At 74.5% G+C, this 19,153-nt stretch carries 20 protein-coding genes; 5 read left to right on the forward strand and 15 right to left on the reverse strand.

Annotation, left to right across the window (positions count from 1 at the left end; genetic code table 11):
- The first annotated feature begins 3 nt into the window (after positions 1-3).
- Entirely contained in the window at positions 4-897 is an 894-nt protein-coding gene (locus ABZW14_RS21065) for a transketolase (protein WP_355349251.1), read from the forward strand.
- Positions 898-966: 69 nt separating this feature from the next.
- Here ABZW14_RS21065 and ABZW14_RS21070 read toward each other — a convergent pair whose 3' ends face one another.
- The 7 genes from ABZW14_RS21070 to ABZW14_RS21100 form a co-directional block, all read right to left on the reverse strand.
- Positions 967-1,674, reverse strand: a complete 708-nt coding sequence (locus ABZW14_RS21070) for a glycosyltransferase family 2 protein (RefSeq protein ID WP_355348929.1) — start codon at positions 1,672-1,674, stop codon at positions 967-969.
- A gap of 170 nt (positions 1,675-1,844) precedes the next feature.
- A complete protein-coding gene (locus ABZW14_RS21075; protein ID WP_355348932.1) occupies positions 1,845-2,444 on the reverse strand; it encodes a hypothetical protein in 600 nt (199 codons plus the stop codon).
- 56 nt (positions 2,445-2,500) lie between these two features.
- Complete coding sequence (locus tag ABZW14_RS21080; protein ID WP_355348935.1) at positions 2,501-3,946, reverse strand: HAMP domain-containing sensor histidine kinase; 1,446 nt, start codon at positions 3,944-3,946, stop codon at positions 2,501-2,503.
- Positions 3,939-4,631, reverse strand: a complete 693-nt coding sequence (locus tag ABZW14_RS21085) for a response regulator transcription factor (protein WP_355348937.1) — start codon at positions 4,629-4,631, stop codon at positions 3,939-3,941. Before ABZW14_RS21085 ends, ABZW14_RS21080 begins: the two co-directional genes overlap by 8 nt.
- Before the next feature lie 68 nt (positions 4,632-4,699).
- Positions 4,700-5,212 (reverse strand): hypothetical protein, encoded by a 513-nt coding sequence (locus ABZW14_RS21090; RefSeq protein WP_355348940.1) that lies wholly within the window; start codon positions 5,210-5,212, stop codon positions 4,700-4,702.
- Positions 5,213-5,313: 101 nt separating this feature from the next.
- Positions 5,314-6,291, reverse strand: a complete 978-nt coding sequence (locus ABZW14_RS21095) for a phosphotransferase (protein WP_355348943.1) — start codon at positions 6,289-6,291, stop codon at positions 5,314-5,316.
- Positions 6,292-6,333: 42 nt separating this feature from the next.
- Positions 6,334-7,506, reverse strand: coding sequence for an acetyl-CoA C-acyltransferase (locus ABZW14_RS21100; protein ID WP_355348946.1), 1,173 nt, complete (start codon positions 7,504-7,506; stop codon positions 6,334-6,336).
- Positions 7,507-7,606: 100 nt separating this feature from the next.
- Between ABZW14_RS21100 and ABZW14_RS21105 the strand changes: the two genes are divergently transcribed.
- Positions 7,607-8,041, forward strand: a complete 435-nt coding sequence (locus ABZW14_RS21105) for a PH domain-containing protein (RefSeq protein ID WP_355348949.1) — start codon at positions 7,607-7,609, stop codon at positions 8,039-8,041.
- A 31-nt stretch (positions 8,042-8,072) separates the two neighbouring features.
- Here ABZW14_RS21105 and ABZW14_RS21110 read toward each other — a convergent pair whose 3' ends face one another.
- On the reverse strand, positions 8,073-9,017 hold the full coding sequence (locus tag ABZW14_RS21110; protein WP_355348952.1) for a rhomboid family intramembrane serine protease: 945 nt from the start codon (positions 9,015-9,017) through the stop codon (positions 8,073-8,075).
- A gap of 25 nt (positions 9,018-9,042) precedes the next feature.
- Positions 9,043-9,573 carry a peptidylprolyl isomerase gene (locus tag ABZW14_RS21115; protein ID WP_091265360.1) on the reverse strand — a complete coding sequence of 177 codons (531 nt, stop codon included), beginning with the start codon at positions 9,571-9,573 and terminating at the stop codon, positions 9,043-9,045.
- An 84-nt stretch (positions 9,574-9,657) separates the two neighbouring features.
- On the opposite strand from ABZW14_RS21115, the gene ABZW14_RS21120 reads away from it, so the two are divergent.
- A complete protein-coding gene (locus ABZW14_RS21120) occupies positions 9,658-10,461 on the forward strand; it encodes a hypothetical protein (protein ID WP_355348955.1) in 804 nt (267 codons plus the stop codon).
- A gap of 88 nt (positions 10,462-10,549) precedes the next feature.
- On the opposite strand, the gene corA is transcribed toward ABZW14_RS21120, so the two are convergent.
- Both corA and ABZW14_RS21130 read right to left on the reverse strand, forming a co-directional pair.
- Positions 10,550-11,698 carry a magnesium/cobalt transporter CorA gene (corA, locus tag ABZW14_RS21125; protein ID WP_355348958.1) on the reverse strand — a complete coding sequence of 383 codons (1,149 nt, stop codon included), beginning with the start codon at positions 11,696-11,698 and terminating at the stop codon, positions 10,550-10,552.
- A gap of 370 nt (positions 11,699-12,068) precedes the next feature.
- A complete protein-coding gene (locus ABZW14_RS21130) occupies positions 12,069-13,163 on the reverse strand; it encodes a PLP-dependent aminotransferase family protein (protein WP_355348961.1) in 1,095 nt (364 codons plus the stop codon).
- Between the two features lie 199 nt (positions 13,164-13,362).
- Between ABZW14_RS21130 and ABZW14_RS21135 the strand changes: the two genes are divergently transcribed.
- Positions 13,363-14,241, forward strand: coding sequence for a 3'(2'),5'-bisphosphate nucleotidase CysQ (locus tag ABZW14_RS21135; RefSeq protein WP_355348964.1), 879 nt, complete (start codon positions 13,363-13,365; stop codon positions 14,239-14,241).
- Positions 14,242-14,344: 103 nt separating this feature from the next.
- Positions 14,345-16,069: a hypothetical protein gene (locus tag ABZW14_RS21140; protein WP_355348967.1), complete on the forward strand. Its 1,725-nt coding sequence runs from the start codon at positions 14,345-14,347 to the stop codon at positions 16,067-16,069.
- A gap of 58 nt (positions 16,070-16,127) precedes the next feature.
- Here the strand turns inward: ABZW14_RS21140 and ABZW14_RS21145 are convergent, their stop codons facing one another.
- Genes ABZW14_RS21145 through ABZW14_RS21160 form a run of 4 tightly spaced genes read right to left on the reverse strand, consistent with a single transcriptional unit; the run spans position 16,128 to position 19,118 of the window.
- Positions 16,128-17,042, reverse strand: coding sequence for a glycosyltransferase family 2 protein (locus ABZW14_RS21145; RefSeq protein WP_355348970.1), 915 nt, complete (start codon positions 17,040-17,042; stop codon positions 16,128-16,130).
- Positions 17,039-18,067, reverse strand: a complete 1,029-nt coding sequence (locus tag ABZW14_RS21150) for a sulfotransferase (protein WP_355348973.1) — start codon at positions 18,065-18,067, stop codon at positions 17,039-17,041. Before ABZW14_RS21150 ends, ABZW14_RS21145 begins: the two co-directional genes overlap by 4 nt.
- The gene (locus ABZW14_RS21155) at positions 18,064-18,645 is read right to left on the reverse strand and encodes a glycosyltransferase (RefSeq protein WP_355348976.1); all 582 of its coding nucleotides are present in this window, start codon (positions 18,643-18,645) and stop codon (positions 18,064-18,066) included. Before ABZW14_RS21155 ends, ABZW14_RS21150 begins: the two co-directional genes overlap by 4 nt.
- The gene (locus tag ABZW14_RS21160) at positions 18,642-19,118 is read right to left on the reverse strand and encodes a UDP-N-acetylglucosamine--LPS N-acetylglucosamine transferase (RefSeq protein WP_355349254.1); all 477 of its coding nucleotides are present in this window, start codon (positions 19,116-19,118) and stop codon (positions 18,642-18,644) included. The genes ABZW14_RS21155 and ABZW14_RS21160 overlap by 4 nt, the downstream gene beginning before the upstream one ends.
- Positions 19,119-19,153: the final 35 nt, after the last annotated feature.

Raw genomic sequence — 19,153 nt, forward strand, 5'->3', positions numbered from 1 at the left:
ACCATGCGCGACGTCTTCGTGACCACGGCCGGGGAGGTCCTGGCCGATCCCCGCACCACGGTGGTGCTCGCCGACATCTCGGCCGCCGCGTTCGCCCCGGCCGCCGCGCGCTACCCGGGCCGGGTGGTCAACGTGGGCATCCGGGAGCAGTTGATGGTGGGCGTCGCCGGCGGGCTGGCGCTGACCGGGCAGCGGCCGATCGTGCACAGCTACGCGCCGTTCCTCGTCGAGCGGGCGTACGAGCAGATCAAACTGGATCTCGACCACCAGGGGGTCGGGGCGGTGCTGGTCAGCGTCGGGGCGTCGTACGACCGGGCGGCGGCGGGGCGCACCCACCTGGCGCCGGCCGACGTGGCGCTCATCGACACCCTGCACGACTGGACCGTGCACGTGCCCGGCCACCCCGACGAGGTGCCGGGGCTGCTGCGCGACGTGGTCTGCGGGCAGGGCTCGGCGTACCTGCGGCTGTCGACGCAGACCAACGCGCGGGCGTACCCCGAGGCGGGTGACCTGCGGGTGATGCGGGACGCCGGGCCGGGCGCGCCGCTGCTGGTGGCGGTGGGGCCGCTCCTGGACGCGGCCCTCGCGGCGGTGGCCGACCGGCCGGTCACGGTGGCCTGGACCCACCGGCCACGCCCGTTCGACACGGCCGGGCTGCGGGCGCTCGCCGGCACCGAGGTGATCCTGGTCGAGCCCTACCTGGCGGGCACCTCGGCCCGGGCGGTGGGCGCCGCGCTGGCCGACCGGCCGCACCGGCTGCTCGCCCTCGGGGTGGGCCGATCGGAACTGCGCCGCTACGGCACGCCCGAGGACCACGACCGCTGGCACGGCCTGGACGAGGCCGGCCTGCGCCGCTCGGTCGACGCGTTCCTCACCCCGGCCCGGGCCGCCGCCTGACCGACGAGACGACGGGACCCCGCGACACCGGCCTGGCCGGGGTGCGGGGTCCCGTGTCGTGTGTGTGGCTCAGCGGGCGGCGGGGCCGACCGGGTGGCGCCGGGCGCGCTCGCGAGCCAGGATCCAGATCGCCTCGACGCCGTCCTTCCAGGTGATCTTCTTGCCCTCCTCGCGGCCCCGGGCGCGGTAGCTGATTGGGACCTCGTAGGGGCGGATGCGCTGGCGGAGCAGCTTGCCGGTGACCTCGGCCTCCATGCCGAAGCCGCGCGAGCGGACCTGGAGCGAGCGGTAGAGCTCCAGCGGCATCAGCTTGAAGCAGGTCTCCAGGTCGCCGATGTACGAGTTGTAGAGCACGTTGGCGGCGAGGGTCACGCCCTTGTTGCCCATCACGTACCAGAAGCTGTAGGAGCTGTGGCTGCCGAAGGTCCGGTTGCCGTAGACCACCTTGGCCCGCCCGTCGAGCACCGGCTCGAGCAGCCGCGGGATGTCCTGCGGGTCGTATTCCAGGTCGGCGTCGAGGATGACCATGTACTCGCCCTCGGCGTTGTCGACGGCGGTCTTGATCGCCGCACCCTTGCCGGCGTTGCGCTGGTGGGTGATGACCCGCAGCCGGGCGTCGTCCACCCGGCCGAGCACCTCGCCGGTGCCGTCACGGCTGCCGTCGTCCACGACGACGAGTTCGATCTCGCACGGGTAGTCCACCGCCAATGCCTGCTTGAGGGCATCCGCGATGCGTTCTTCCTCGTTGTAGACCGGCATGAGGATCGAGAGCTTCACGGGTTCTCCACGGTGGCGGCGGTAAGTCGGGGCCTAGCGTAACCCGGCTGGTCGCCGAGGTCACCACAGCCCGCCCGCGGCCTGGCTAAGACACCCCCGGCATCCGGCCTCGGGACCTGCCGGAACGGCACCGGGGCCGGCGGGCTGACGCCGGCCCCGGTACCCCCGGCCTACCGCTGCTTGAGGGGTACGACGACGAGGCGGGCGACGGACGTGTCGCCGTCCTTCGCACCGGCCACGCCGACCGTCGTGCCGACCTTGATGTCGCTGGACTGCACGGTGGCGCGCCGCTCGACCACCCGGATCTTCTCGTCGAAGGCCCAGGTCACGGTGAAGCCGTCGGTCGACTTCACGGTCATCGACTTCGCGTCGATCGCGGTCACCTGGCCGCGCTGCACGGCGACGGTCTTCGTCCCGCCGTCCTTGGTCTGCACCACGACCTCGCCGTGCAGGGTGTTCTTGCGCAGCAGCACGCGGGCGCGGTGCCGCTTGCGCCACTCCTGCCCCTGCTCGCCCCGCGGGCCGGCCTGCTCGCCCGGGCCGCCGGAGGCCGAGGGCGCCGGGGCGGCGACGGGGTCGACGTCCAGCTCGGCGGCGTCGACGCCGAGCGCGGCCAGCGCCTGGCCGTCCGCGCCCAGGGCGGCGGCCACCTCGACGGCGGTCTCCTTCGCCGAGTCCTGCGCGACCTGGGCCGGGCCACATCCGGCGAGCCCGAGCGCGGCCGCGGCGAACAGCGCGGTGACGCCGGTGACGATTCCCTGACGTGCCATCAGTGTTCCTCTCGTCCGTGATGCCGTCAGCATCCCCCGCGCCGGCGAGGGGATCGTCAGGCCGATGTTCGGGTCAGGTAAGGATCACCGGGCAGCCGGACGGCGAAGGCGGCGCCGCCCTCCGGAGCGTGCCCGGCGGTGATCTCGCCGCCGAGCCGCCGGACCAGCCCGGCGGCGAGCGCCAGCCCCAGGCCGCTGCCCACCTTGCGCACCCCCCGGTACCGCTGGTGCAGCGCCCCGCGCTCGAACGCCACGGCCAGGTCGTCGTCGGTGAAGCCGGGTCCGCCGTCCCGGACCTCGACGACGCCGCCCGCGGCCGGGTCCGTGCCGGCCGCCCGCACCGCGAGCACGATCGGCGCTCCCGGGGGTACGACCCGCAGCGCGTTCTCCAGCAGCCCGTCCACCACCTGCCGGATCCGCCCCGGATCGGTGTACGCGGGCACCGGCCCGCCCGGCGCCTCCACCCGGAACGGCACGCCGACCGCCGCACACCGGTCGGACCAGGTGCGCGCCGCGTCGGCGGCGAGCCGGGTCAGGTCGACCGGCCCGGGTTCCAGCGGGAAGTCGGCGGCCTCCAGCCGGGCCAGCGCCAGCAGGTCGCTGACCAGCCGGTCCAGGTGCTCGGCCTCGGCGAGCACGGTCCGCCCGGTGGCCGGCACCGCGTCGGTCTCGATCACCCCGTCGGCCAGCGCCTCGGCGTAGCCGCGGATCGCGGTGAGCGGGGTGCGCAGCTCGTGCGAGACCGAGAGCAGGAACTCGCGCTGCCGCCCCTCGCTGGTGGCCAGCGCGGCGGCCAGCCCGTTCAGCGCGTACGCCAGGTCGGCCACCTCGTCGGGCGGTTCCACCGGCACCCGGACCGCCCGGTCCCCGGCCCGCAGCCGGGCCGCGGCGGTGGCCGCGGACCGGATCGGCCGGGCCAGCCGGCGGGCCAGCAGCAGCCCGGCGGCCGCACCGGCGGCGAGCCCGGCGAGCATCGGCAACCAGAGGCCGAGCAGCACCTGCCGCCACGGTCCCTTCCGGGTCGGCTGGGCCAGCACCACGCCGTCCCCGCCGGGCAGCGCCCGCCCCTCGACCAGGGCCCGCTGGCCGCCGACCAGTCGCCGGCCGGAGAAGTCCCGGCCGGCCGCCACCCGGTTCACGAGCTGCGGGGGCAGGCCGGCGCGGTCGGCCTGGCCGGCCCGGATCAGGAAGACCTCGATCTGCTGCTGGCGGAGCTGGCGGATCAGCCGGTCCCCGGCGTTGTCCCGCTGGCGCACTGCGCGGACGCGCAGCACCTCGGCGGCGAGCCGGGCCTGGGCGGCCAGCGCGGCCTGGTCGCGCCGCTCCGCGCCGCGCACCGCCAGAGGCACCGCGACCAGCGCGGTGACCAGCACCGACACGAGTGCCACCGCGCAGGTGACCAGCACCGCGCGGGCGGTCAGGGTGTGCGCGAACCGCCGGCGGGGCGGGGCCGACGGGCCGGACCCGATGACGGGTAGCGCGACGGTGGGCTGCTCAGGCATCGGCCGCGTATCCGACGCCGCGGTGGGTGCGGATCACGCTCGCCGGGCCCAGCTTGGCCCGGACCTGCGCCACGTGCACGTCGACCGTCCGGGTGCCGGCGTGTGCCGTGTACCCCCAGACGCCGGCCAGCAGTTCCTCCCGCGTGAAGACCCGGCCGGGCCGGGCCATCAGGTGCGCGAGGAGATCGAACTCGGTGGAGGTGAGCTGCACCGGGACGCCGCCGGCGGTGACCGTGCGGCGGGCCGGGTCGAGGGTGACCGCGCCGACCATCCGGGGCTGCTCGGCCGCGCCGGGCACGCCGGCGGTGCGGCGCAGCACCGCCCGGACCCGGGCGACCAGCTCGCGCGGGCTGAACGGCTTCGTCACGTAGTCGTCGGCGCCCAGTTCCAGGCCGACGATCCGGTCCACCTCGTCATCGCGGGCGGTGAGGAAGATGACCGACGTCCAGTCGCCGGCCTCGCGCAGCCGCCGGCAGATCTCGGTGCCGGCCAGGCCGGGCAGCGCGATGTCGAGCACGCAGGCCACCGGGCGCAGCCGCCGTGCGGCGGCCAGCCCCGCGACCCCGTCCCGTTCCAGGTGTACGCCGAACCCGTCCCGGGTCAGATAGAGCCGGACCAGGTCGGCGATGGCCGGCTCGTCCTCCACCACGAGGACGAGCCCGCGCGGTGCGTCGTCGGCGGTCACCGGCCCATGATTACCGACGGGGGCCGCCCGGGCGGCCGGCGGAATGTTCGGGTTCGGTAAGGAGCCGGTCAGCGCACGGTCGCGGGACGGAGCACGGTGGCTCGGGCGCCGGCCGGCGGCTGGCCGATGGTGGCGACCAGCCGCTCTGCGGGCGTCCGGAGCCGGGTGCGGAAGGCGTGGTTGAGCAGGGCGTCGAGTTGCCACACCTGCTTCGGGTGGTGGGTTCGGATGAGGAACCGCTCCCGGACGCCGTCGATCGCGGTGGCCGCCAGCTCCAGGCTGTGCGACCGGGGGTCGGGGCTCCACGTGACGTTGCTCAGCTCGCGCAGCTCGGTGTTGAGGTGCAGGCGCAGCCGGTGCAGCACCCGGGTCTGCCGGGTGACCACCAGGCGGCGGTGGGTGAGCAGCATGAGGTAGTCGCCGCCGATCGGGTGGTCCGGGCGGCTGCACCGGGTGACCAGGATGGTCGCGTCGCCGGAGCCGACGCACCGGCGGAAGACCGGCATGTGCCGGCTGACGGTCTGGGTCGCCAGGCCGGTCTCGGCGGCGGCCGGAAGGAACGTTCGCGAGAACACGTCCATGCAAGATGCAACGAGCAGGTGAGTCGGGGTGATATGGGTCACTCCCGATTTCTGGAACTTCCACCCGTGCAATCGCACCCCGTGTGCGACGTCCGTCCCGCTCAGGCGGGCGGGGCGGTGAACACCTCGCCGAGCCAGCCGGGGACGGCGGCCGCGTACTCGGCCCGGGCCGGGTCGGGGGTGGCCAGGGCACGGCGCCAGGACAGCGACCGGCTCACCGTGGCCACCGTCATGGCCAGGCCGGCGGCCTCCCGCAGGGTGGACCGGTCGTGCCGGTCGGTCCACGCCTCCAGGTAGGCGTCGCGCAGCCGGCCCAGCACCGGGTCGCCCGGCGCCAGCCCGGCACCGTGCGCCACCGAGTTGAGGGTCACGAGCAGGCTGCCGAACGGGTGGGCCACCGAGGCGTCCCCCCAGTCGAAGAAGCGGTAGCCGGCGCCGGTGACGAAGACGTTCCCGTCGTGCAGGTCGTCGTGCTGCACGGTGGCCGGGACGCCGAACTCCGCGAGCCGGCGGCAGGTCGCGGCGAACTCCGGCCGGTACGCCCGCAACCGCGCGTGCAGTTCCGGGGTCAGCCCGTCCGGCTCGCCGAGCAGCAGGGACTCCTCGTCGTCGAGCAGCCCGTCGAGGAGTCCCGGCATCAGCTCGGGCCGCTGGTCGGGCACGCCCGCGGCGAGTAGCCGATCGGCCTGCGGCGCGACCGCGGTCTGCAGGGCAGCGTACGCGGGCAGCACCCGCTCCCAGCGCGTCAGGTCCCCGGCGAGCACGTCGCGCAGGCTCGGACCGCCGTCGGGGAGCAGCGACCAGCCGTGCGCGGGGTCGACGGCCAGGGGATCGAGCACCGTCCCCGGGGCGAGCCGGGCCAGCTCGGCCAGGAGGGCCGCCTCGTAGCGGGTGCCCGGGTTGTTGGCCTTGAACCAGACCGGGCCGGCGTCGGTGGGCACCCGCCAGACCAGCGACCAGGGGCGGACCCGTGGCTCGACCGGGCCGGTCACCCGGCGGCCGTGCGGGCCCAGCGCGTCGCCGATCCAGGCCAGCGCGGCGTCCCGCCACAGCGGATCGGACCAGTCGGGTGTCGTCACGGTCGGGACGCTAGGCGCTGCCCGCGGCGGCGGCCAGCGATTTCAGAGCAGCTCGACGATGGTGGCGTTGGCCATGCCGCCGCCCTCGCACATGGTCTGGAGGCCGTAGCGGATCCCGTTGTCGCGCATGTGCTGGAGCATCGTCGTCATGATCCGGGCGCCGGAACCGCCGAGCGGGTGGCCGAGCGCGATCGCGCCGCCGCGCGGGTTCAGCCGCTCCGGGTCCGCCTCGGTCTCCGCCAGCCAGGCCAGCGGCACCGGGGCGAACGCCTCGTTCACCTCGTACACCCCGATCTCCTCGATGCCCAACCCTGCGCGGCGCAACGCCTTCGCGGTGGCCGGGATGGGCGCGGTGAGCATGGCGACCGGGTCGTCGGCGGCGACCACGGCGGTGTGCACCCGGGCCAGCGGGCGCAGGCCGTGGCGGCTGGCCCACTCGCTGGTGGTGACCGCGAGCGCCGCGGCCCCGTCGGAGATCTGCGACGCGGAGCCGGCGGTGACCACGCCGTCGGCCTTGAACGGGGTGGCCAGCTCGCCCAGCTTGGCCAGCGACGTGTCCCGCCGGATGCCCTCGTCGGCGGTGAACTTGCCGCCGTCGGCCAGCGCCACCGGCGCGAGCTCCGGATCGAACGCCCCGGCGTCCTGCGCGGCGGCGGCCTTCTCGTGGCTGGCCAGCGCGAACTCGTCGAGCTGCGTGCGCGAGAAGCGCCACCGCTGCGCGATCAGCTCGGCGCCGACGCCCTGGTTGAACGGGAGCGGGCTGTCCGCGGCGACGCCCTCGACGCCGCGGTAGCGCTCCAGGATCGCCGGGCTGAACGGCATCCCGCCGGCCACGCTGGAGCCCATCGGTACCCGGGTCATCGACTCGACGCCCCCGGCGACCACCAGGTCGGCCTGGCCGGAGAGCACGGTGGCGGCGGCGAAGTGCAGCGCCTGCTGGCTGGACCCGCACTGCCGGTCGAGCGTGGTGCCGGGGACCGACTCGGGCCAGCCGGCGGCGAGGACCGCGTTGCGGGCCACGTTCCACGACTGCTCGCCGACCTGGGACACGCAGCCCCACACCACGTCGTCGACGTCGACCGGGTCGATGCCGGTCCGCTCGGCGAGGGCGCGCAGCACGTGCGCCGAGAGGTCGACGGGGTGCACGCCGGCGAGGCTGCCCTTGCGCCGCCCGACCGGGGTCCGCACCGCACCGACGATGACCGCGTCACTCATGTCCTACTCCCCGGTAACCTGGCTTGCTCCGATCCTACGTGCTGACCCGGCCGGTCGTCCTCCCCCGATCCGCGGCCTGCCCGGCTGGCATGCTGGGAACGTGACTCCACAGTCGTCCCCGGCCCGGCAGTGGCGGGTGCCGCCGGTGCTGCCGGCGATCAAGGCGCTCGGCGCGCTCGTCCTGGTCGCGCTGGGCCTGCTCTTCGCGGGCGAGGACCGGATCCAGCTGGTGCTCGCGGGCCTGGCCGCGGCCGCGCTGCTCGGCTGGGCGCTGCGCGACCTGGTGGCGCCGGTCCGGCTGGCCGCCGATCCCGAGGGGATCACCGTGATCCACGGCTACGCCCGCCGCCGCCGGCTGCCCTGGGCGGCCGTGGAGGCCATCCGGGTGGAGCGGCGTACCCGGCGCGGGCTCACCGCCGAGACGCTGGAGATCGACGCGGGCGAGTCGCTGCACCTGTTCGGCCGCTACGACCTGGACGCGCCGCCGGAGGAGGTCGCCGCCGCGCTGGAGGCCGCCCGCGCCGCCGCGCGCTGAGCCCGCCGCGCGTTGAGCCCGCCGCGCCCGGTCAGCCGGTCAGCGCGGCCGTGCGGACGAGGATCAGCCCGAGCATCGCCGCCAGCAGGATCGTCCCGCCGGCCACCTGGAAGGCGGTCCGCCGCATCCGCGGGGCGTACGCGAGGACCAGGGCCATGAGCGCGCCGACCACCAGGCCACCGAGGTGCCCGGCCACGGAGATGCCCGGCACGGTGAACGTGAAGATCAGGTTGATCACGAGGATCGGCACGATGGCCGAGGTGTCCCGGCCCAGCCGGCGCATGATCACGAAGATCGCGGCGAAGAGGCCGAAGATTGCCGTCGACGCGCCGACCGCGGGCTGGTTCGGGGCGCTGAACAGGTAGACCGCGACATTGCCGCCCAGCCCGGCGATCAGATAGAGCGCCAGGAACCGCAGCGGGCCGAGCACGGCCTCCAGGGTCCGGCCGAGCACCCAGAGCGCCCACATGTTGAGCAGCAGGTGCACCAGGCCGTAGTGCAGGAACATCGCGGTGACCAGGCGGTACCACTCGCCCTGGGCGACCCCGCCGACGGTGCCGTCGGGGAAGACGGCCTGGCCCAGCACCGCGCCCCAGTTGGTCAGCGGCGTCGAGCCGCCCATGAGGCCGCCGAAGCCGGACCCGCCGGCGGCGGCGTCGCCGCCCCGGTCGGAGGCGATGGACAGGACCATCACCAGCACGTTCAGCGCGATCAGGGTCTTCGTGACGTAGCCCTGGCGGCCGGCCGCACCGCCCCCGAAGGCGGTACGCGCCGGCCGCACGCTGCGGCGTCCCTCGCTGACGCACTCCGGGCACTGGTGGCCGACGGAGGCGTCCCGCATGCACTCCGGGCAGATCGGCCGGTCACAGCGGGTGCACCGGACGTACGTCTCCCGGTCGGGGTGCCGGTAGCAGACCGGAGTGGTCGGCGCCGGCCCGCCGGTGGCGTCGCCTGCCTGCCCGGAGCGCTCAGTCATGCGAGCAAAGGTACCCGCGCGACGCTCAGGCCGGCTTGCGCTCGATCTCGACGCGCTCGATGACCACGTCCTGGAGCGGCCGGTCGCTCGGGCCGGTCGGGGTGTTGGCGATCGAGTCCACGACCTTCGCCGACTGCTCGTCCGCGACCTGACCGAAGATGGTGTGCCGGTTGTTCAGGTGCGGCGTCGGGCCCACCGTGATGAAGAACTGCGAGCCGTTGGTGCCGGGCCCGGCGTTCGCCATCGCCAGCAGGTACGGCCGGTCGAAGCGCAGCTCCGGGTGGAACTCGTCGCCGAACTTGTAGCCCGGGCCACCGCGACCGGTGCCGGTCGGGTCACCCATCTGGATCATGAAGCCGCTGATGACGCGGTGCGAGATGGTGCCGTCGTAGTACGGCCCGCTGCCCGGCTGGCCGGTGCGCGGGTCGATGTACTCCCGGGTGCCCTCGGCCAGTTCCACGAAGTTGCGGACGGTCTTCGGCGCGTGGTTCGGGAAGAGCTCCAACCGGATCGGGCCGGCGTTGGTGTGCAAGGTGGCGTAGACAGCCTCGGCCACGGGTACTCCTCACTCGTTGGTCAGTTCCATGCGGATCCTCCCATGTGCCCGATCTGGCCATGCGGAGGCATCCGAAGGTGGAGGATGACGGAGGAACAACTCCCAGGAGGTGGGACCGTGTTTGGAATCGGGCGGCGCAAGACCCAGGGGCAGCTCGCGAGGACGGAGCTGAACCAGGGCATCGGTCACCTGAGGCAGGCCGCCGCACACGCGGCGAAGGGTGCCGGCGCCACGGTCGGCCCGCGCGTCCAGGCAGCTCGGGGCGCCGTCGGGCCCACCGCGATCGTCGTCCGGGACCGGGCGTCGAGCGGTGTCGCGTCGACGGTCGCCGCGATCGCGCCCCTGCTCATGGCGATGCGGAACGCCCAGGCCGAGGCCGCCGGCAAGGCTCTGACCGGCCGCAAGGCCGCCGCCGCCAAGCAGGCCGCGACGAGCAAGAAGGTGAAGGCGAAGAACATGAAGGCCGCGAAGAAGAAGCAGAAGAGGTCGCGCGGTATGACGACCGGCCTGCTGGTCGCCGGGACCGTCGCCGGCCTGGCCGGCGCGATGGCCATGCGCCGGCGCCGCGAGCAGCAGGAATGGGCCGAGTACGACCCGACCGGCAAGCTGGAGCCGCTGCGGGAGGACGTGGACACCATCGTGGTGGAGACCCCCGACGCAACCGCGAAGGTCACCCAGGCCGGCCCGACCGGCGCCGGCAGCTCGGCGGTGGCCGGCAGCGGCAGCGCCTCGACCGCCACGTCGAGCAGCCAGCCGGTGATCCAGCCGACCGACAAGGTCCCCTCGGTCGCCGAGGGCGCCCGGGACGCCTCCGGTCGCCCGGCCGACGACGTCACCAAGGCCACGCAGAACGGCCGGAGCACCGCGAAGTCCAGCGGCCGCCGCTGACCCGACGGTCACCGGAAAGCGCCGGCGCGCGGGGGTACGCCCCCTCGCGGCCGGCGCTTCCGTCTGGCGGGTCGGTGCCGGCCGCCGGTCAGAGCCAGCCGTTGCGGCGGAACAGCCGGTAGAGCGTGAACGACGAGATGAGCATGAGCGCCCACACGCCCGGGTAGCCGTAGGTCCAGCCCAGCTCCGGCATGTACTTGAAGTTCATGCCGTAGATGCCCGCGATGGCGGTCCACACCGCGCCGATCGCCGCCCAGGCCGCGATCTTGCGCATGTCGTTGTTCTGGTCGACGGTGACCTGGGCCAGCCGCGCCTGGAGGATCGAGTTGAGCAGGTCGTCGTAGGAGTTCACCTGCTCGACGGTGCGGCTGAGGTGGTCCTGCACGTCCCGGAAGTAGCGCCGCACCTCCTGCGGCACCTCCCGGTTCACCTGCGAGGTGAGGGTGAGCAGCGGGCGCTGCAACGGCACCACGGCCCGCTTGAACTCCACCAGCTCCCGCTTCATCTGGTAGATCCGCTGGATCCGCCCGCTGCCCTGCCGGTCGAAGACGTCCGCCTCCAGCACGTCGAGGTCGTCCTCCAGCCGGTCGGCCACCTCCAGGTAGAGGTCCACGACCCGGTCGGTGACCGCGTACGCCACCGCCCAGGGGCCGTGCTCCAGCAGGTCCCGCTTCGCCTCCAGGTCGGCCCGGACCGGCGACAGCCGGCAGGCGTCCCCGTGCCGGACGCTGATCAGGAAGTTCGGCCCGATGAAGAGCATCACCTGGCCGGTCTCCACCACCTCGGAGTTCTCGGTCAGCTCGGTGTGCTCGCAGTAGCGGGCGGTGCGCAGCACCAGGAAGGCGACGTCGCCGAAGCGCTCCAGCTTGGGGCGCTGCTGGGCCTTGACCGCGTCCTCCACGGCCAGCTCGTGCAGGCCGAAGGTGTCCGCGATCGCGGTCATCTCCTCCAGCTCCGGCTCGTGCAGGCCGAGCCAGACGAAACCGTTCCGCTCCTCGCGGGCGGCGGCCAGCGCCTCGGCGTAGTGCCACTCGCCGGGCCGGCGCTCGCCGTCGACGTAGAGACCGCAGTCCACGATCCCGCTCCGGCCGGGGTCGGCCGGCTGGGCCGTACGCGGGGAACCGTCGGCGTTGAGGATGCGCGACATGGCGCGTACCGGGGCCGCCCAGGCCCGTGGTCTGGGTGCCCGGTCGCCGTTCTGGCCGGCGGTGCGGTCGCGTGCCACCCGGTCCGTCATCTCGCCCCCTCTCCACGAAGCTGCGGCTTGCAGGTTACGCCGATCGGGACGGTGCGCAGCGCGGGCGAGCGCGGGGCGGGCGGCCGGGCTGCGACCCGGGTCACGCCCGCCGGGAGGCGGATGGCGGCGCCGGGCGGGCCGGCCGCGTCAGGGGGGTGAGGGGCGACACGGCCCACCCGGCACCCATTGGGGGCGGGAGTTGTGCTGTGCGCGCCGACGGCCCGGACGGGGGCAGCCCGTGGCTCCCCGGTCGGCGGACCGGTCACCGAGGAAAGGTGAGCGGCGCTCGCAGCATTGTGGGCCGCCGGCCGGCCCAGCGGGAGAGCCGGACCGGCCGGTAACGCCATTTTGTCGGAAACCCGACAGAAGACTAGCCGCGAACGGCCGCCATCGCTTCGGCCAGCCGCCGGACCCCCTCGTCGATCCGGTCGGCCGTCACCGCGGAGAAGGCCAGCCGGAGCGCGTGCCGGCCGCCCTCGATCATGAAGTCGCTGCCCTTGACCACCGCGACGCCGCGCTCGGCGGCCGCCGGGGCGAGCCGGTCCACGTCCACGTCCTCGGGCAGCTCGACCCAGAGGAAGTAGCCGCCGTCCGGCTCCACGAACCGGGCCTCGGGGATGTGCCGGCGCAGCGACTCGGCCAGCACCACGGCGCGCTCGCCGAGCGCGGTGCGCACCGTGTGGATCGACCGCTCGATCTCACCGGAGACGCAGAACTGGTGCACGATCGCCTCGGAGACCATGCCCGGCGAGATGTAGAGGTTGGTGGCCCGCTTGGCGATCGTCGCGATCACGTCCGCGGGGCCGACCAGATAACCGACCCGGACGCCCGGGCAGACCGTCTTCGTGAAGCTGGAGGCGTGCACCACGACGCCCCGGCTGTCCATCGACAGCATCGAGGGCAGCGGCTCACCCCGGAAGCGGATATCCGCGTACGGGTCGTCCTCGAAGATCGTGAAGCCGTACTCGGCGGCCAGGTCGAGCAGCTCGCGACGCTTCTCCAGGGAGAGGGTCACGCCGGCCGGGTTCTGGTAGTTCGGGATGACGTGGGCCAGGCGCGGCCGGACCCCCGACTCCAGCAGCTTGCGCAGCTCGGCGGTGTCCAGACCGTCCGGCTGGATCGTCACGCCGTGGATCTCGCTGCCCATCTGCTGGAGGTTGAGCAGCGTCCGGTCGTACGTCGGGCGCTCGACCACCACGGCGTCGCCGCGGCGGATCAGGTGGTCGAAGAGGAATGCGTCGGCCTGGAGCGAGCCGTTGGTGATCAGCACCTGGTCGGCCTCGACGCCGTGCTTCTCCGCGATCCACTTCCGCAGGGGCGGGTAACCCACGGAGGTGCCGTACGCCGTGATCCCGGCGGGGTCGGCGTCGAAGGCGCGGACGGCGGCGGCCTTGAGCCCCTCGACATCGACGATGTCCAACGAGGGAGCGCCACGGGCGAAGGAGATCAGCTGCTCGGCGGTCATGCGCACGAGCCTAGGGCCTCGTCCCGCGGGTCCGACCGCCATACACGCGAAGTTCAACATGCGGGCGGCCGGTCCGTCCACCAGGGCCGGCGCGGATCCGAGCCGAGCTCGCGGCTGTCTACCATCCGACCGGAAGCTGGCGCCGGGACCACCGGTCGCCGAAGGATTGCGGGTCGCGGCAGACCCGGGGAGACAGGTGGTGAGGCTCGTGACCGAGGACGAGGCCGGACGGCTCGACGACCAGCAGTTCGCGCAGTGGCTGGCCGGCCGTGCGGGCGAGGCGCTCACCGCGCTGCGGGACCGGCAGGGCTTCGCCGACCCCAAGGCGCTCAAGGACGCCGGCGACCGGGCGTCGCACGAGCTGATGACCGAGGCGCTGGCCCGCTGGCGGCCGTCGGACGCGGTGCTCTCCGAGGAGGAGGCCGACGCGCGCCGGGCCTGGGCGGACGGCGAGCGGGCGCCCCGGCACGACGCCGACCGGGTCTGGATCATCGACCCGCTGGACGGCACCCGGGAGTTCTCCGAGGCCGGCCGGGACGACTGGGCCGTGCACGTGGCGCTGTGGCAGCGCTCTGCCGCGCCGGACGGCGCGCTGGTCGCCGGCGCCGTCGGCATGCCGGCCCGGACCACGGTGGACGGTGACCAGCTCATCCTCGGCACCACCTGCCCGACCCCGAAGGCGGTCGACGGGCCGATCCGGATCGCGGTGAGCCGCAGCCGCCCGCCGGCGTTCGTCGGCGAGCTGGTCGAGCTGCTCGGGGCGCAGGCCGTTCCCATGGGCTCCGCCGGGGTCAAGGTGTGCGCCGTGGTGACCGGCGAGGTCGACGCGTACGTCCACGCGGGCGGCCAGTACGAATGGGACAGCGCCGCCCCGGTGGCGGTGGCCCTGGGCGCCGGGATGCACGCGTCGCGCATCGACGGGTCGCCCCTGCGCTACAACCGGGCCGACCCGCGCCTGCCCGACCTGCTGGTCTGCCGCCCCGAACTGGCCGACCGGTTGCTCGACGCGATCGCGCGCACCGGGGTCGAGATGCCCGCTTCGGCCGTCACCGACACCCCGGGTGGGGCGTTCGGCTGAGTGTTGCGGTACGCACGGCCCAGGTGAACGGAGGCTATCGTCGGTCGGAATGCACGTCCGACCTGAGCCCCGAGAGACGGGCCGCCGCCAGCCAGGGAGGGTCATGCCGGCCGAGCGAGACCAGCACAACGCCTTCGGGCAGCCGACCGGCCTCTGGCCGGGGCAGGACGTTCCGCGCCAGCAGGGCGGGCCGGCCCTGCCCTGGCCCGAGGCCGCACCGCCGGTGCCACCGGCCGAGGCCCGCTCCGGCCTGCCCTGGCCGGAGAGCGGGCCGGACGCCGACCACGCCGACCCGGACCCGCGGTGGGCCGGCGCCGACCAGGGACACACCTGGCCGGCGCGGCAGGCCGGCCCGGCCGGGCACCCCGACCCGCCCACGACGGGGGACCCCCACCGGGCGCCCTACGGCACGGAGGGCGAACCGGCCGCGTACGGCGGCACCCACGACTGGGCGCCGCAGGCTGCGGACGCCGGCTGGCCGCCCCAGGGCGGAGACGCCGGCTGGGGCCCGCACGCCGAAGGCGCCGGAGGCTGGGGACCGCAGGACGGCCCGGCGGACCTGATGCCGCACGCCGGCCCCGGCGACTGGGGGCCGCCGGCCGGCCCCGGCCCGGAGGCCGGTTGGGCCGAGGACAGGCCGACCGCCACCGCCACGCTGCCCGGGCCGCCGCCTGACGGCGTCCGGGCCGAACCGCGTGTTCGCCCGGGCACCGGTGGCGCCGGCCAGCCCCCGCCTCCGCCGGTCGCGCCGACCGCGACGCCGCCCGGGGGTTCCCGCCGGCGCTGGCGGGTCGCCATCGCCGCCGCCCTCGTGCTCGCCGTCGCGGGCGGGGGCGTCGCCGTGGCGACCCTCCGTCCCGACGAGACCCGGCAGGCCGGCGAGGCGCCGCGGACGGGCGGACCGGCGCAGTCGGCCGGCCCGAGCACCGCGGCCTCGCCCGGTGCCGCCACCCCGAGCGCCGAACAGGGCCTCGGCGGCAAGCCCTCCGTGTCGCCCTCGGCCTCCACCGCCGTCCCGGGCTTCGCCGGCACGCGGCTGACCCTGCCCGGAGCGTCGATCGGCGTGCAGAACGGGGAGACCTTCGGGCAGGCGCTGAACCGCTCCGACCGGACCTTCGGCAAGCTGCGGATGGCCCGCGTCTTCTTCCCCGGCCTGCCGCCGGCCTGGAACGGCAGCCGGGCCGACGTCGTGGACCGGACCGTGGTGGTCTCCTTCAAGGCCTCCCCGCAGGAGATCAACTCCGGCAAGTACGACTCCCGGCTCGCCTCCTGGTTCGCCTCGATCCCGCGCGAGCACAACGTGTACTGGTCGTACTTCCACGAGCCCGAGGACGACGTCGAGCGCGGCGCGTTCACCACGGCGGCGTACCGGACGGCCTGGAAGCGGGTCGCCGGGCTGGCGAACCGGGCGAACAACCCCAAGCTGATCAACACGCTGATCCTGATGTGCTGGACGCTCGACCCCAAGTCCGGGCGCAGCTTCGACTCCTTCTACCCGGGCGGCGACGTGATCGAGACGCTCGGGTGGGACTGTTACAACTGGGGCGCCAAGTGGAAGCGGTACGCCCCGCCGCAGGAGATCTACGGCGAGATGATCAGCAAGTCCAAGGCGCTCGGCAAGCCGTGGGGCGTCGCGGAGACCGGCAGTGACCTGGTGCCGGGCGACTCGGGCAGCGGGCGGGCGACCTGGATCCGCTCGATGACCGGCTACCTCAACGGCCAGCGGCCGGAGTTCGTCGCGTACTACAACCAGGTGGTCAGTCAGGGTGACTTCCGGCTGCTCGACCAGCCGAGCATCCAGGCGTGGAAATCCTTCTGCGTGGCCTGATCGCGGGCACGGAAACGGGCGGGCGACCGGTTGGTCGCCCGCCCGTCGCGTGTACGCCTCAGATGCCCCGGCCCCGCTTGTGCAGGGTGCGCAGCACCCGGTCGGCCTGCACGGCACGGCTCGCCACCGCCAGCGCCAGGTAGGCGCGCGGCTCCCGCGGGTTGCGGGCCAGGGTGCGCCGGGCCCAGCGCACGGCGTCCCGCCGGTTGCCCATGGCCGCCTGGGCGAAGGCGATCTGTCCGGCCACCCGCGCCTCGCCGTGCGGCACCGTGGCGAACTCCGGGTAGCGGCGCAGCAGCCACTGCAACGCGGTCGAGATGGTCTCCCAGCGCTGCGCGAAGTACGACCGCTTGTGCCAGCGCACCAGCACGTACGGGCTCTCCACGTTGACCAGCGGGGCGTACCGGGCGGCCCGGAGCAGGAACTCGTAGTCCTCCGCGTAGCTGCCCGGGATCTGCTCGTCGACCAGCCCGATAGCGTCGAGCAGCGCGGCCCGGCGGATCAGGAACGTCGACGGGTGCAGCTCGGTGAGCCGGTCGCGGAGCAGCGCCTCCAGCGACACCCGGGACCGGTCCAGGGAGCGGTCCACCGTGTGGTCGTCGTAGCTGACCCGGATGCCGCAGCTGACCAGCGCCCCGTCCGGGTGCACGTCGAGCGCGCCGAGCTGGGCGGCGAGCTTGCCCGGCAGCCACTCGTCGTCGTCGTCGCAGAACGCGACCAGGTCGCCGGTGGACGCCTCGATGCCGGTGTTGCGCGCCCCGGCCAGCCCCGGGCTGCGGGTGTTGGTGATGACGCGGACCCGCCGGTCGCCCCGGTCCAGCTCCAGCGAGCGGTCCGGCTCGGACTGGTCGTAGACCACGATGGCCTCGATCAGGCCGGGGTGCGCCTGGCTGAGGATCGCGTCGAGCGCCGCACGCAGCAGCTCCGGACGGTCCCGCGTCGGTACGACGACCGAGATGCTCGGCCCACTCATGCTTTCTCCACGGACTCGTCGGATCCCCGCTGGCCCAGGTAGCCGTAGCGGACTCGGAAGGGGAGCGTGGCCAGGCTGACCACGGCCCGGCTGCGGCGCGGCAGGCGGTTCCGCCACGCCTCGTCCCGCCGCACGGTCAACGGCCCACCGCTGAACCGCAGCGGGTTGCCGGCAACGCTGTGCGCCCGGAAGGGTGCGGTGGGCGGCGACGGCTCCAGGTCGGGGCGCGGTGTCGGACGCGCCGAGCCGGAGTCGTCGGACGTGAGGATGCGCAGCGCCTCGGGATCGTCCGGCAGGCCGGCGAACTCCCGCAGCCGGCGGACCGTGCCGGCCGGGTCGGCGGTGAAGTCCTCGTAGCGCAGCCGGAGCACCTGCGCCCGGGCGGCGAGCAGGTGGAACGCGGCGTTCTGCGCGGTCCACAGCTTGCTCACCTCGAACGGCGAGAAGGTCGGCATGAAGTCCTCGCCGTCGACCACCTCCGGCCGGCGCACCTGCTTGCCCCAGGAGTACGCCACCGCCCGGCTGTCCCGCACCAGGTGCAGCACCCGCAGATCGAGCCCTTCGGCCCAGCTCAGGGCGAAGGCGAGCGAGGCGTGCTTGCTGGAGTCGACCACCACCCGGGCGCCGGTCTCCGCGAGGGCCGCCCGGTAGATGCGGGTGTAGAGATCGGCGTAGCGGCGGACGTCGGCGAGCTGCTCCGGGGAGAGCGAGTTCTTCGCCAGCCGGGGGATGTGCCGGGTCCGGTCGACCCGGTCCTTGAGCGCCAGCACGTCGTCCCGGTCGACTGCGGACCAGCCGCCGAACGCGTGCTCGCCCACGCGCTGCCAGAACGGGCAGGCACTGAAGCGCTCGCCGCAGCCGCACCGCTCGTCGGCGCCGAGCGCCCGCTCCCAGAGGTGCACGACCTCACCCACCGCGCACACGTCGGCACTCTGGGCCAGCAGCAGCTCCAGCAGGGTCGAACCGCTGCGGCCGAGGCCGCCGACGAAGAGGACGCGGGGTTCGGTCGGCTCCGGGGCGCTCACCCGCGCCGCCCGCCGGCGCGCTGGCGGACCCGGCGGGCCACCAGGTCGTCGATCACCGCGCCGACCCGGGCCACCGCCTCGGCGCGCGGATCGGGCCGGCCCGGGTCGGCGGCCAGGACGAACCGGGCCGGGTCGGCCAGCCCCTCGTCGAGGGCGGCGACCAGGGCGGCCTCGGACTCGCAGAGCCGGACCATGCCGGCCGCGCCCAGCCGGCGGGAGAAGAGCTGCTGGTGGTTGTCGACGTGCTCGTCGTGGGTCGGGTCCCGCGGCACCACGATCGGCAGGTGACCGGTGCGCCGGGCCTCGGTGATGGTGGCCGGACCGCCGTGGCTCACCACGAGCGTCGCCTCGGCCATCGCCCGCTGCAGTTCCTCGTGGCCGAGGAACGGGGTGGCCTCGGGCAGTGCCGGCGGGCGGCTGTGGCCGTACTGGAGGACGAGCCGGACGCCGGGCCGGTCGGCGTGCCACCGCTCCAGCCAGCCCACCAGCCGGTCGAACCGGTGCACGTCGGTGCCGACGACGACCAGCACGTAGGGCGCGGGCCGGCCGTCGCGCTGCCGGGGCAACTGAGCGGTCACAGCAGGTTCCCCACGACGGTCGCCTCCGGGTACATGCGGCGCTGCTCCTCCCACTGCACGAGCATCGCGGAGAGGAAGGGGCGGCAGAGCCGGGCGGTCAGCGTCGCGCTGTCGATCCGGTCGTAGACCTCGATGTAGACCGTCGGGATCCGGCGCAGCCGGGCTGCGACCACGAACGGCAGGGCGACCCCGGCGCCGGTGGTGACCACGGCGTCGACCCGCCGCCGGCGGATCACCTTCAGCGCGAGGAAGGCGTTACGGACCAGGTTGGGCACGTTCCGGGTGGTGGGGTGGTGCGCCCAGACCACGTCCTCGCCGTCGAGCAGCGAGCGGGCGTCCGGGGTGTCGAAGGTGACCCACGCCCGACGCCGCTCCCGGTACCACGGCTCCAGCGCCAGGAGCTGGGCGAGATGCCCGCCACTGGAGCCGACCAGCAGGACCTGCCCCGAGTCGTCGATTGACCCGCTCACCAGAATGTTCCTCCCCGTACGCCGCGACCGCGTCCGGA

Origin of the sequence: Micromonospora sp. NPDC004551 (assembly GCF_040609975.1) — a bacterium.
Classification (GTDB): Bacteria; Actinomycetota; Actinomycetes; order Mycobacteriales; family Micromonosporaceae; genus Micromonospora.

Excerpts from the sequence above, each read along its gene's own strand:
- ABZW14_RS21065 (WP_355349251.1), top strand. The coding sequence starts at position 4 with ATGCGCGACGTCTTCGTGACCACGGCCGGGGAGGTCCTGGCCGATCCC.
- ABZW14_RS21080 (WP_355348935.1), bottom strand. The coding sequence starts at position 3,946 with ATGCCTGAGCAGCCCACCGTCGCGCTACCCGTCATCGGGTCCGGCCCG.
- ABZW14_RS21100 (WP_355348946.1), bottom strand. The coding sequence starts at position 7,506 with ATGAGTGACGCGGTCATCGTCGGTGCGGTGCGGACCCCGGTCGGGCGG.
- ABZW14_RS21075 (WP_355348932.1), bottom strand. The coding sequence starts at position 2,444 with ATGGCACGTCAGGGAATCGTCACCGGCGTCACCGCGCTGTTCGCCGCG.
- ABZW14_RS21145 (WP_355348970.1), bottom strand. The coding sequence starts at position 17,042 with ATGAGTGGGCCGAGCATCTCGGTCGTCGTACCGACGCGGGACCGTCCG.
- corA (WP_355348958.1), bottom strand. The coding sequence starts at position 11,698 with ATGACGGACCGGGTGGCACGCGACCGCACCGCCGGCCAGAACGGCGAC.
- ABZW14_RS21140 (WP_355348967.1), top strand. The coding sequence starts at position 14,345 with ATGCCGGCCGAGCGAGACCAGCACAACGCCTTCGGGCAGCCGACCGGC.
- ABZW14_RS21130 (WP_355348961.1), bottom strand. The coding sequence starts at position 13,163 with ATGACCGCCGAGCAGCTGATCTCCTTCGCCCGTGGCGCTCCCTCGTTG.
- ABZW14_RS21110 (WP_355348952.1), bottom strand. The coding sequence starts at position 9,017 with ATGACTGAGCGCTCCGGGCAGGCAGGCGACGCCACCGGCGGGCCGGCG.
- ABZW14_RS21120 (WP_355348955.1), top strand. The coding sequence starts at position 9,658 with ATGACGGAGGAACAACTCCCAGGAGGTGGGACCGTGTTTGGAATCGGG.
- ABZW14_RS21090 (WP_355348940.1), bottom strand. The coding sequence starts at position 5,212 with ATGGACGTGTTCTCGCGAACGTTCCTTCCGGCCGCCGCCGAGACCGGC.